At 65.1% G+C, this 12,093-nt stretch carries 9 protein-coding genes; 3 read left to right on the top strand and 6 right to left on the bottom strand.

Annotation, left to right across the window (positions count from 1 at the left end):
* Positions 1-47: 47 nt before the first annotated feature.
* Positions 48-950: an RNA polymerase sigma factor RpoH gene (rpoH, locus tag GGQ88_RS04440; RefSeq protein WP_183611851.1), complete on the top strand. Its 903-nt coding sequence runs from the start codon at positions 48-50 to the stop codon at positions 948-950.
* Between the two features lie 112 nt (positions 951-1,062).
* Here rpoH and GGQ88_RS04435 read toward each other — a convergent pair whose 3' ends face one another.
* The 5 genes from GGQ88_RS04435 to GGQ88_RS04415 form a co-directional block, all read right to left on the bottom strand.
* On the bottom strand, positions 1,063-4,200 hold the full coding sequence (locus GGQ88_RS04435; RefSeq protein WP_183611850.1) for a Dyp-type peroxidase: 3,138 nt from the start codon (positions 4,198-4,200) through the stop codon (positions 1,063-1,065).
* Entirely contained in the window at positions 4,197-5,684 is a 1,488-nt protein-coding gene (locus tag GGQ88_RS04430; RefSeq protein WP_183611849.1) for a cytochrome P450, read from the bottom strand. Before GGQ88_RS04430 ends, GGQ88_RS04435 begins: the two co-directional genes overlap by 4 nt.
* Positions 5,681-8,716 (bottom strand): adenylate/guanylate cyclase domain-containing protein, encoded by a 3,036-nt coding sequence (locus tag GGQ88_RS04425; protein ID WP_183611848.1) that lies wholly within the window; start codon positions 8,714-8,716, stop codon positions 5,681-5,683. Before GGQ88_RS04425 ends, GGQ88_RS04430 begins: the two co-directional genes overlap by 4 nt.
* A gap of 126 nt (positions 8,717-8,842) precedes the next feature.
* Positions 8,843-9,310: an ATP-binding cassette domain-containing protein gene (locus tag GGQ88_RS04420; protein WP_183611847.1), complete on the bottom strand. Its 468-nt coding sequence runs from the start codon at positions 9,308-9,310 to the stop codon at positions 8,843-8,845.
* A gap of 59 nt (positions 9,311-9,369) precedes the next feature.
* Complete coding sequence (locus GGQ88_RS04415) at positions 9,370-9,825, bottom strand: hypothetical protein (protein WP_183611846.1); 456 nt, start codon at positions 9,823-9,825, stop codon at positions 9,370-9,372.
* 126 nt (positions 9,826-9,951) lie between these two features.
* Between GGQ88_RS04415 and GGQ88_RS04410 the strand changes: the two genes are divergently transcribed.
* Together GGQ88_RS04410 and mtgA are read left to right on the top strand one after the other, a co-directional pair.
* Positions 9,952-10,632 carry a Crp/Fnr family transcriptional regulator gene (locus tag GGQ88_RS04410; protein ID WP_183611845.1) on the top strand — a complete coding sequence of 227 codons (681 nt, stop codon included), beginning with the start codon at positions 9,952-9,954 and terminating at the stop codon, positions 10,630-10,632.
* A 52-nt stretch (positions 10,633-10,684) separates the two neighbouring features.
* Positions 10,685-11,407 carry a monofunctional biosynthetic peptidoglycan transglycosylase gene (gene mtgA, locus GGQ88_RS04405; RefSeq protein ID WP_183611844.1) on the top strand — a complete coding sequence of 241 codons (723 nt, stop codon included), beginning with the start codon at positions 10,685-10,687 and terminating at the stop codon, positions 11,405-11,407.
* Between the two features lie 76 nt (positions 11,408-11,483).
* On the opposite strand, the gene GGQ88_RS04400 is transcribed toward mtgA, so the two are convergent.
* Entirely contained in the window at positions 11,484-12,005 is a 522-nt protein-coding gene (locus GGQ88_RS04400; RefSeq protein WP_183611843.1) for a GNAT family N-acetyltransferase, read from the bottom strand.
* Between the last annotated feature and the right edge of the window lie 88 nt (positions 12,006-12,093).

Here is a 12,093-nt window from a genome sequence, read left to right as displayed (position 1 = left end):
CAGGGGGCCGTCTTAGGGGAACCGATACGAGGAAAGGATTTGTTCAGGTGAGTGAACGCAAGACCGCGCTGTCCGTCCCCTCTTTGGGCGGCGAAGCCAGCCTCAACCGATATCTCTCGGAGATTCGCAAATATCCGGTGCTGAAGCCCGAGCAGGAATACATGCTCGCCAAGCGGTATGCGGAACATGGCGATCCCGAAGCTGCCGCACAACTGGTGACGAGCCATCTGCGGCTCGTGGCGAAGATCGCCATGGGCTATCGCGGTTATGGCCTGCCGGTCAGCGAGCTGATTTCCGAAGGCAACATCGGCCTGATGCAGGGCGTCAAGAAGTTCGAGCCCGATCGCGGGTTCCGTCTGGCGACGTATGCGATGTGGTGGATCAAGGCCTCGATGCAGGAATTCATCCTGCGCAGCTGGTCGTTGGTCAAGATGGGGACGACCGCCGCACAGAAGAAGCTGTTCTTCAACTTGCGCCGCATGAAGAAGAACCTCGAGGCGTTCGAGGATACCGACCTTCATCCTGACGATGTTCGCAAGATTGCTACCGACTTGGGCGTGCCCGAGCAGGAAGTGATCAACATGAACCGCCGGATGATGATGGGCGGCGATGCCTCGCTCAACGTCTCCATGCGCGAAGATGGCGAAGGCAGCTGGCAGGACTGGCTGACCGACGATCGCCCGCTGCAGGACGAGACGGTGGCCGATGCCGAGGAAGCGCACTACCGCCATGAAATGCTGGTCGAAGCTATGGACAGCCTGAACGAGCGTGAGCGGCACATCCTGACCGATCGCCGTCTGGTCGATGATCCCAAGACGCTTGAAGAGCTTTCCCAGGTCTATCACGTCAGCCGCGAACGCGTTCGCCAGATCGAGGTGCGCGCCTTCGAGAAGCTGCAGAAAGCGATCCAGCGCATCGCGACCGAAAAGCGATTGGTTCCTGCGATGTAATTATCCGAATCGGATGAGGTTGAAGCGGCCGGACGCAAGTCCGGCCGTTTTCTTATGTGTGCTTGCGGCGCTCACCGCGTCGTGCGGCAAGGCGCTGCTGCGGGCCTGACCATCAATAGGCGAGCGTCGGCATCGGCATGACGCCTTGGTCGAACGCGTCCCCTGCCAGAAACCAGATGGCGTGGCGGCCGGGCATGAAGAAGTAGCCACCGCCGCGCAGGGTGACGTGGCGCTTGACCGGGCACAGTTCCAGCGCGGCGTTGCGACCGGTGATGGTGAAGCGCTGCGGGCCGCCCTCGCGTTCTTCGTTGCGGCCGCCGTGGTGCATGACGAAGGGGTCGGGCTCGCGTTCGAGACCATGGAACGCGGGCGAGCCCAGCCAGGTCTGCTGGACGAATTCGAACTGGCGTTCGATGTCGGCGTTGAAACAGATGAACAGCGTGCCTTTGGCCGTCTTGCCGTCATCGCCGAGATAGGGACGTCCGCGGCGCAGCAGGCGGTGGCGGTTCGACACCGACAGTTCGAACGGATCGGTCTGGGCGAGGCTGTCGCGCGGGAAGGTGCGGCGGACGTGCGCGCCGAACGGGCAGCGCAACCCTTGCGGATCGGCGGTCTTGTAGAGAAAATCGTTGGTTTCGACGGCGTCGGCGTTGTTACGGAACGCCGGGTGGAACGGGTGATCGACCAGCGACGACCCGTCGCGCCAGCGTCCGACCATCTTGGCAGCGATCCATTCGCGGGTGCGGTGGAGGTTGCCGTTATGCGGGTTGATCACGTCGGGCTGGCTGCACAGCCGCTCCGCCTCGGCATCGAGTTGATTGCGGAAGGTTTCCACGTCTTGCGCCAGTTGGCGGATGACGAGGTAGCTGCCGTTGCGGCCGAAATCGCGGGCCATGGCCGCGCGGGCCGAGAAATCCGGATATTGCGAAGGCTGGTCGGGCGGGGGCGAGGGCAGCAATTCGCCCGGCTCCATGCCGCGGTCGGACATGTCACGCGCGATCAGCGGCGAGGGCGGGTAGTAGCCGCGATTGTCGGCGTAACCGAGGATGAACTCGCCGGGCTCGACCGCGTGGATCGGGTCGGGCGCGCCGTGGCGGCCGGGGAAGCCGCGGACCAGTGGTTGCGAAACGCCATCGACGAAACCGAATGGTTCGACTGTCAGTTCTGCATCTGAATCGGCGCTGGCGTGGAGGAATTTCTGGTTTTCTGCAGGTGCCGAGACGTTTGGATCGCTGGCGTCCCAAGCCGCGCGAAAGTCTGCCGGTTTGAACTTGTTCAGTCCGGTCTGGATCGTGATGGGGTCGGTCAATCCAGCGGCGACCGCTTGCGCGATCACGGTGTCGAAGCGGGCGGCGGCGGCTTGGTTTCGGGCGTAAAGCAGTAGCGTGACGTGGGCGTCGTGCTCGGTCCATTCGAGCGTCTGGGGATCGTCGAGCGCGCGCTTGCGGCTGGGGTGTGACATGCCGAGCGCGAAGGCGGCGGGGAAGCCTTGGACCGCGCCGGCACCGCTGATGTCGAGCTCGGCGTCGAGCCCGAGCAGCCGCAGCCCTTCGGCGGAGAAGGCGAGGTTGCAGACGAAGTCCTCGGCGGGCTTGTCGCCGAAGGACACGGTGTCGGCAGCGATCAGGTCTGCGAGCCATTGCTGGACATGGGTATAAGGGTGCAGGCCCTTGCGTGGCTTGCCGAAGCGCAGGGCCACGACCGAACTGTGCGGATGACGGCTGAGCCCGCCGAACATCAGAGTCTGGATTTCCTCGTACTGGAGGCCGTAGTCGGGGCGGGGGATCGAGCCGAACAGATCGAGCCAGGCCTCGGCATCCGACGGCGATACGCTGACGCGCTCGGCACAATGCAGCCCGCTGACGATCAGCGCGTGCTTGCGGATCTGCGTGCAAGTAAGGTCGGGATAGGCTGAGAACCAGAACGGCGTGGGCTGCATCGACGCGCGGGCGAAGCGCTTCATCCGGTCGCCGTCCTCGGCGCCTTTGAAGAACAGGAGCTCGGTGGAGGGGAAGCCTTCGGTGTTGCTCCACACACAGGTCACACCCTTGGCCGACTTGGTGATGAAGTCTTCGAGGTAACTCTCCCAGCTTCCATCGTAATTGCTGCAGAACAGGAGTTGGCGGGTCTTGGGCAGGACGATCCAGCGCGCGGCGTGGATGGTCCCGATCGTGGCGAGGAAGCCGCTCCGCATCAGGCCGATCCGCGCCATCGCCGCGATGGCATAAAAGCCGAGCGCGAGCGACAGCCGCCTGATCGATGAGGCGCGCAGCCGGGTCACGCTGATCATGTGGTTCTGCACGCAGCCCTGTGCGTTCTCGAGCGCCATCATCCGTCCGAGCAGTTCGGGCGATGGGGTGCGGTCGATTGGCCGATTGGCGGTTTCATCGCGGCGCAACAAAAGCGCGAGCAGCGATGCGAAGAGAGCGACGAACACGAGGCCAGGCGCGATGGCGGCGGATGCGGACACCAGCGTGCTCGCGCCGGTGAGCTTGAGGATCACCAGTGCGGCGAGATAGGGCAGTGCGACGGCCAGCACGAGCAGTTGCCAGGCATCGCGCAAGGCGCGGAAGAACCAGGCAATGTTCCATTCCGAGCGTTCGAACTCGAGCCACGGAGCGCTGGCCGTCTCGGTGAAGGACAGCCTTTCGGGTTTCGCTCCGGGGCGGTCGCGGACGCGCTTGCCAAGAGCGTCATCGACTGCCGTGAACACCGTCTGCGGGCCGCTGGCGCTTGACTGGGCGCGTACGCGGGCCACGATCTGGCGCGCCTGCTTGACGATCTCGCGGTTCTCGCAGATCGCCTTGACGGTGAGGCCGGGGATGCCGTTGAACGGCAACCCGGCGAGACGTCCGAACCAGCGTAGGGGTGCGGGCGATATACCGTAGGCGTGGCGGCGCAGCAGTTGCTCAACCTCGCCGATGCGCGTGGTGGTGCCGATCATCGCGAGGATAGGGAGCAGATCGGCGGCCAGCGCTCCGGCAAGGGCGTCCACCGCCTTGTTTGCGGGTCCATCGACGGTCGCCTCGATCAGCAGATGCGCAGGGCTATCGGGTTCATCAGCCGGGATGACGTGGATGCTGGCGAAGTGGACGATGCCGGTGTCGCGCAGGCGTTTTGCGATGTCCTTGTTCGCCGGGTTGCCCAGGGCGGCGACGGCGCGTTCCACATCGGCAAGGGCAAGCGGAGCCCATTCGGTGCGATCGGCAAACGGGATCGCGATGGTGACGAAATCCTGTCGTTCGGTCACTGGCCGGGTCCCTTGAAGAAGCTTTTAAGGTTGCGCATCGCGATTGTGCCCGGCGGGGTGACGACAGTATTGCGCCTGCCGCGTCGGCGGTGGCGTGGCTTGGCAGCCGGGGCGTTCGGCCTGGCCTGAATTGCGAACGGCAAGTCGTCGGGCAAGGCAGCGAACACCGCGAGTTTTGCGTCCTTGGCAGGGACGATACGTCCCGCGGTCGCGACGATCGCTTCGCGCATGATCGTCCAGGCGATGACCCGGCCATAACAGACATGCGGTCCCTGCAGCGGCCCCGAGGTTATGTAGGGGCGAGCGGGATCGGGTGCGAACGTGCCCGGATCGGGGAACGCGGCGGGATCGCGCGATGCGGCTTCGACCATCACGAGCACGCGGTCGCCCTCGCGCAAGTCGACGCCGCGCCAGGTGCAATCGCTGCGGACGGTGCGCACGAGCCTGCTGCCGCCGACCAGCCGCAGCATCTCGTTGATCGTCGCGTCGTGATCGGCAGGCGATGGGGTGTCATCGGCAAGACGTGCAACCAGTTCGGGCCAGCCGATGCCGGCGGCATGACCACGCGGCGAGGTGGCAAACGCGGCGATCTCGGCCAGTGACTTGCCCACGATCAGCACGAGCGCGCCGGTCAGCTCGAACAGGACGCTGCGGCCTTGCGTGCGGTAGTCGGCATTGCCTTCGAAATCGCTTTGTGCCGCGCGCAGTCCGGCCAGCAGGCTGTCGGCGCGGGCCATGCCGGGCAGGTCCCACGCAAGGTCGAAGGCAGCCAGCGCGTCGCGCGTGGTCGAGCGGCTGATCGCTTGCAGCCAGCCGGGGCTGGTGGTGACCGTGCCGAAGACGTGGCCGAACAGCGGCTGGAGCAGCGTCAGCATGGTCGTCGCCGCGCCCATCCCGCCCTTGAGGCGTACCCATGGGCCGGGACGTAGCAGGTTGCGTACAGCGATCAGCAGGCGCACGAAGGCGGTCGGCTCTGCGGGCGCTGCGACCCCGATGATCCGCCGCGCCATGCGATAGGCGAGCAGGAAAGCGTATTCGCGCGCGAAATTGACGCTTTCGCCAGTGCGTCCGCGCCGTTCGAGCACATGCAGGATCGCATCTGCCTCTTCGCGGGCGATGCCGGCAATCCACGCGCGATAGCTTGGCGCCAGGTTGGCTGGGTCCGGCGAGGGCGGTGCCTTGCGCACTTTGTCGACGTGGGCCTGGGCTGCGTGGAGCTGGCTGATCCGGAGCTTGCGCAGGGCGTCATCCTCACCCACGAGATAGCGTACCGGCCCGGCGACTTGCGCCAGCAAGAGGTCGTAATGTCGCAGTGAAAAGCGGACCTCGTCGCTGAGCACCTCGGTCGCCACGTCGTGGCGTGCCGCGATGAAGACACGGGCGCTGTCACCATCGGTTTCGAGCGGCCTGTAGCGTTCCAGCGCGGGAGCATGCGGCTTCAGGAGGGCCTGAGCGACCTTAGCCAGCTCGTCGGTACCGCTCATGCCATGTGCTCCTGTAGTCGGGCAAGACGCTTGGCCAGCACGGCGATGCCGAGCGAACCGATCAGCCCGCCAAGGCTGGCAAGGGCTTCAGCGTGATCGTCGGGCGGGGCGCGACCGCTTGCCACGCGGACCTCCTCCCGCAGCACCAGCGCGTGGAGTTCGTGCATGGCTTCGCCGCAATCACGGCAATGTTCCAGCGCCTCGCTGGCCGCGAGTTCTGCCTGCGCCAGATTCCCTTGCGCCAATGCAAGCCGTGTCCGCGCTTCGTGAAAATAGTAGGTCGCCGCCGTGCGCACCGTCCGGTAGTGGCCGCGCTGCGCCGATTCCATCAGGACCGTATCGGCTTCGTCCAGCAGACCCTGATCGATCAGTGAGAGTGCAAGCCAGCTGACGCTAGCCGGTTCGAAGCCGTGGAAGCGGTGTCGCAGGCAATCGGCGTAAGCACGGCGCAGGACGGTAAGCGCGTGGGCACTGCGCCCCTGGCGATAGAGCAGGTAGCCGTGCGCCAGGTTCGCGAGCAGACGCGAGTAGTTGTGGCGATGCCGGCGTGACAGGTTCAGTGCTTCGGCGATCCATGATCGCGCCCGCGCCGTCTCACCCAGATCGACCAGATACCATGCGCCGAACGAGCGGGCCAGAACATGGGGGATGACCACGACAGCGCCGAACGTGGCGGCGCGCATTCCGTCAACCAGACGTGCGCCAAGCCGCTCGATCCGGGCGATCGCTTCACCGGGCCGGGCGCGCGAAAAAGCGATATAGGCGCCGACCACATCGGCATAAGTCCGGCGCGGCAGACTGTCGCGCGTTGCAAGGTCTGCTTCTGCCTGTGCCAACCACGCTGAGGCGGCTACCGGCGCGCCGTCGATCCAGTCAAGCAGGGCCATGTTGATGCGGGCGACCGTCTGTAGCGCGGGCCTCATCTGGACGCTGCCGGTGGCGATCGCGCGAATATCGGCGCGAGTTTCCTGCTCGAGCGACAACTGCTGGAGCGTGTCGAAGGCGAGCAGCGAGAACCGGGCCGTTTCGAACGCAGCGACGTCAGCGGGGAGTCCGCCTGCCACAACGCGCGCGCGACGGTAGAGAACGAGCACCGATCCAAGCGCAGCAAGCCCTAGCGCTTGCTCGCAGGCATCCCACAAGTGGCCCAGCGCGCGTTGAAGCAGACCGGCCTTTTCGGCATGGGTGGCAAGTTCTGCATGGCTTGCCTGTTCGGCGTCGGGCGCGGTGGGATCGAGCAGTTCGAGCGCGCGCGAGTGCATCGCGGTCCGCCTGCGTCGCGCCATTGTCCGGTATGCCGCTTCCTGCACCAGCTGGTGGGTGAAGCGGACGTGATCGGCATACGTGGTTTCGATCACGCGCGCCTCGACCAGCCGCGCGATGGCGACGGCCGGATTGCGGCAGATGAGGCCGGCACCCTTGCGCAAACGGCTGGCAGGAAAGGCCGGGCCGAGCGTCGAACAGAACTGGCACAGCCGCGTCGCATCGCCATCGAGCGACGCCAGCCGTTCGGCGAGCAGGTTCTCGAGCCGTGCGGGCAGCCGGACGCTTTCGGGCGCGGCCTGCGCAGTAACCGCGAATTCCTGCAACGCCAGTGGCAGTCCGCCCGAGCGGTGGAGGATGTTGGTAACGACGGTTGCATCGAGCGGGGACGAGCGGCTGATCAGCGCGACCAGCTCCCGCGCGGACGAAGGAGCGAGCGGAGCGAGATGCGCCATGTTCTCGCACAAGCTGGCCAGGCGGAGCGCCGCCTCCGGACGACCGGTGGCGATCATGCCGAGCCGGGTTGCCGCGCGGATGGCGGCGAGGACCGACCTGGTCTCCTTGTCGACGTATTGCATGTCGTCGATCAGCAGCAGCAGCGGAATGTTGGCTACCGCCAGCTGGACGATGCCGACGATGGTCTGTGCGGCGATGTTGTTTCGGTCGCCTGGGGCCACGTGCGGGAGCCAGTCGCCCGAATTGGCCACGAACCCCTGCAGGCACGCGGCCTGCTCAGGGGTGAACTGCGCCGCCGAGGCGGGATCAGGACAGAACGGGCGCAACAGTTCGGTAAGATGGCGCACGGTGGGGGCAAGGCAGCCGAAGGGTACTGCTGCCATCAGCGCGTTGCCGCGCAGCACCACGAAAGTCACGCCGAGACCCGCAGCTTGGCGCGATGCTTCCAGCAACAGGCGACTCTTGCCCATGCCCGCTTCACCAACGATCGCCAGCGCAGGGCCGCTCCTTGCGGCACTGGCGTCGACGTCGGGCAAGCTGTCGACCAGCGCGCGCACCCGCTTGAGCAACCCGTCGCGACCGACGATGGGGTACGTGGCATTGCCCTTGACCGGGACCTGATCGCCGCCGGCAAATTCGACAGAGAGAAGTTCGAACACCGCTTCGCCCTGATCGTCGCCAGCCTGATCGTTGCCGCCTGCTGCAACGCTGCCAAGCGTGCGCAAGCCGCAAGGTTCGGCGATCAGCGAGACCGTAGACGAGGAGATGGCGACGCTGCCGGGAGGGGCGAGCTGTTCGATCCGACCGGCCAGATGCGCGGCATGGCCGACCACATCGACAATGCTGCCGAAATCGTTGTCCTGCCGGCGCAACAGTATAGGCCCTGCATGAAGTCCGACGCGGGCTTGCGGCGAGGGCAGCAGGCCCAGCGCGCCTTTGCGCATCCGGTCGACAATCTGACGGGCGGCAAGCGCGCCGCGCAGGGCATGATCGGTGGCGGCGGGGTGGACGCCGAACACGGCCATTACGCCATCGCCCTGCACGCGCACCACAAGGCCATCGAAATCGTGAATCGCCTGCTGGATGAGGGCAATCGAACCGTCGAGCAGGTCACGCGCGTCTTCAGGATCGAGCGCGCTGATGAGCTTGGTCGATCCGACGAGATCGGCAAACAGGATGGTCGCGAAACGAACCGATTCGAGTTCGCCCGCAAGGCCCTGCAGACCGGGCAATTGTAACGTCTGCGACAGGTCCCCGCCAATGCCGACCGTTTCGGGTCTGCTTCCGGCACTGCCGTCTTCAAACACCCCCACGGTGAATTTTCGCCCCCTGCCAAGCAATGCGAACCCCGTGCCGCCTCGCCTGACTCGCGCAGGCTTTCAGGTAACAAGCACAACTGCAACGAGAATCTTTCGAGGTGCCCCGTTACGAACCATTTTTCAGGTATCCAGTGCAAGACGGGTGTCGGCGAAATCTTCGACGACGCGGTCGGTGGAAGCAGCGATCACAATCATCCCGCGCTTGCGCGCCTGATGGCGCACCGCGAGCATCACCCGGCCCGCCAGCTGTGCACCCATGTGGCGGGTGACGTCGTCGATCAGTAAAATGCGTGGAAGGACGCACAGCGCTGCGGCAATGCCGACCGCTTCGGCCGAGCCTGCCGCGAGCTGTCCGACCCTGGTGCCGACGCGCCGCCCGAGATCGAACCGGTCGAGCAGGTCGAGCGGACCGAGATTGAGGCTGCCCGATGAAGGAGAGGTGCGCAGCGCCAGCGTCCGCAACAGCGCCTTGGTCGAAGCGTCATACGGCGTAATCAGGGTGACGAGGCCCGGCGCGAAGGCGTGGTCGACGATGACCTGCCGACCGGGCTGTTCGGGATCGGGCGGGAGGCACAGGCTGGCTGCCACGAGTGACTCGGGCCTGGTCGTCCGGACCCTGCTCAGGGGTTCTTGGGCCGTTGGGGCCGTCATGTCAGTCCGATGATATCGTGATCCCGGGCCACGCCCGAAAGGTCCGGCAAAGTCCTCAGGCGGGCACGGGTGAAGCCGTCGCGACACATGACGAGCGGCTTGCCGTCAAGGTAGTGCCCGGGCAGCGCGTGGCCATCGCGTGAGACGCGAATCGCCCAGCCCCAGCGTCGACGGCCCGTGTCACCTGCAGGCCCGGTCGTCATCGACAGGAATGCGTCGCACTGGAATGCCATGCACGGCGGGCGCAATCCGCCGGGCGATGAGAGCAGGCGCGCGACGTCCTCATCCGTCAGGTGGAAATGGGCGATGTCGGCGCTGTCCTCGCGCGGGACGGCGATCGACTTTCCCGGGGTGACGATCAGCAGCGAGGGCCGCAACACGGCTTCGCCCATGCGTTTGAATTCAATGTCGAGCGGGCCGGGCCCGGATTTCCAGATCAGGTAGCGAGGCATGAATGTGTTGCAATCGTTTGGAACGATCGACCATGCCGCCCTTGCTGGATTCCTGCCGCTGTCCAGCACACCGGCCACTTGTGATTTTGATCACATTCGATAATAACGCGGCAGGGGATTGCAGAAATGCCGGGCGCAACAGTACTTAAGTCGAACCTGACCGTACCAAAAGACGTCAGGCAAATACTTGCCGACAACGGCCGTGCGGTGCGCGTACGCAAGGGCCAGGTGCTACTTGCCGTGGGTCTGCCCGCCACCGATGTCTATCTTGTCGTCGAAGGCTGCGTCAGCGTTTCGCTGGTCTCGGCGCAGGGGCGCGAGACGGTGTTGCGTTCGATCGGTCCGGGTGAGCTTTTCGGCGAGCTTGCCGCGATCGATGGCGAGCCGCGCTCGGCCGACGTCGCCGCTAGCGAGAACAGCTCGTTGCTGGTGATCCCGGGGCGTGTCTTCGTATCGCTGATCGAACGCGAGCCGCGTCTGGCGCTGTGGCTTGCGCGCTATCTGGCACAGCAGGTGCGTTACCTGACCAACCGCATCTACGAACTTTCGACGATGGCGGTCGGAACCCGGCTGCAGGCCGAACTGACCCGGCTCGCCGTGCCCGATGGCAACGGCGGGGCGACGATCGCACGCATCCCGACCCAGGCCGAACTTGCCGCGCGGATCGGGACCAACCGCGAGACGGTCACGCGCGAGTTCTCGCTGCTGGTGCGCGAGCGGCTGGTGATCCGCGAGGGTCGGCGCATCGTCATTCCCTCGCTTTCGAAGCTGGCCGAACGCGTCAGTCGCTATTCCCACTTCGGCTGAGACATCGCACCGATTGCGGGGGCGCTGGGTTCCGGTTAGGTTTGCCCACGACATGATCCACGAACTCAAGAACGCTCGCCAGCCTGTTGCCGCCAAGCCCGGCGCCCTGCGCCGCGTCGGCTGGTTCTTCGCGCGGCTCGTGGCTGCGTTCCTGTTCCTGTCGGTCGCGCAAGTGGTGATTTACAAGTTCGTACCGGTGCCGATCACTTTCACCATGCTGATGGACGATCATTCGATCACCAAGGACTGGACGCCGCTTTCGCGTATCGACCGCGACATGGTCGCCGCCGCGATCTCGGGCGAGGATGGCAAGTTCTGCCTGCACAACGGCTTTGATCACGAGGCGATGATGCAGGCGTTCAAGCGCAACGCGAAGGGCGGGCGCATCCGCGGCGGCTCGACGATCAGCCAGCAGACCGCCAAGAACGTGTTCCTGTGGCAGGGCGGCGGCTATGTGCGCAAGGGGCTGGAGGCCTGGTACACCGTCCTGATCGAGACGATCTGGGGCAAGCGGCGGATCATGGAAGTCTACCTCAACGTCGCCGAAACCGGCATCGGTACCTATGGCGTGGAGGCGGGCGCGCAGCGGTACTACGGCAAGAGCGCGGCAAAGCTGAGCCCGGTGGAGGCCGCCCGCATCGCCGCCGTCCTGCCGCTACCCAAGCAACGCGAAGTCAACGGCGCGGGCGGGTTCACGCGGCGTCATGGCAACGCGATCGCGCGGCGGGTGGCGGTGGTGAAGAACGACGCACTGGATGCCTGCGTTTATCGGTGAGGGTTGGGCATTTCCCACCCCCGTTTGTCCTTCGACTGAACGATGGGCAGCTACTGGATAGCGATCGGTCAATCATTCAGGAGCTGGAGAGAGCGGCGAATTCTCGCGTCATCCAGCGCGCGTTCTGTCCATAGACCGCCACTTTTGCTTTAAGCTCTGCTGCGACGTCGACTTCAGCGAAGCCAAGGCTCCGCCAGTAGGCTGCGGCACCTTCCACTGCGATCAATTCTGCGCGGGCCAACTTCTGCTTGGCGGCTAATTCGAAGGCGCGGTTCACCAACCTTCGTCCCAGCGCCAGGCCTCGTCCATTTAGGCCGACAGCCAGATCATGGATGAACAGAACTTCGCTGGAGGCTGCGGGCGACAGAATAGCGCCGATGGGTGGCGGGCTCTGCCGCAGCCATCCGTGTGCAAGCAAGTATGCTACCAATTCGCCGTTTGAAACAGCGGCGAGGCAAAATTGCGCCGGAACGTCGAGCCGGCTCGCGAACGCGTCGGCAGATTCTACAAGAAAGGATGGATACGCAGCTGATTGGATTGCCAATGCCGCTGGCAAATCGCGCTTCTCCAGTGGGCGTACGATGAGGTCCTCAGCCATTGTTTGACCCTGCCTAAAGCCCTCTGAAGCGTCGCATTCGGTACCGCAGCTTTCAAGCCATAATTCAGCTAAGCCCCTGGAGGTTTTG

Source organism: Novosphingobium hassiacum, assembly GCF_014196055.1.
Classification (GTDB): domain Bacteria; phylum Pseudomonadota; class Alphaproteobacteria; order Sphingomonadales; family Sphingomonadaceae; genus Novosphingobium; species Novosphingobium hassiacum.
The sequence above is the reverse complement of the archived record's forward strand: the minus strand, read 5'-3'. Positions and strand labels throughout refer to the sequence as shown.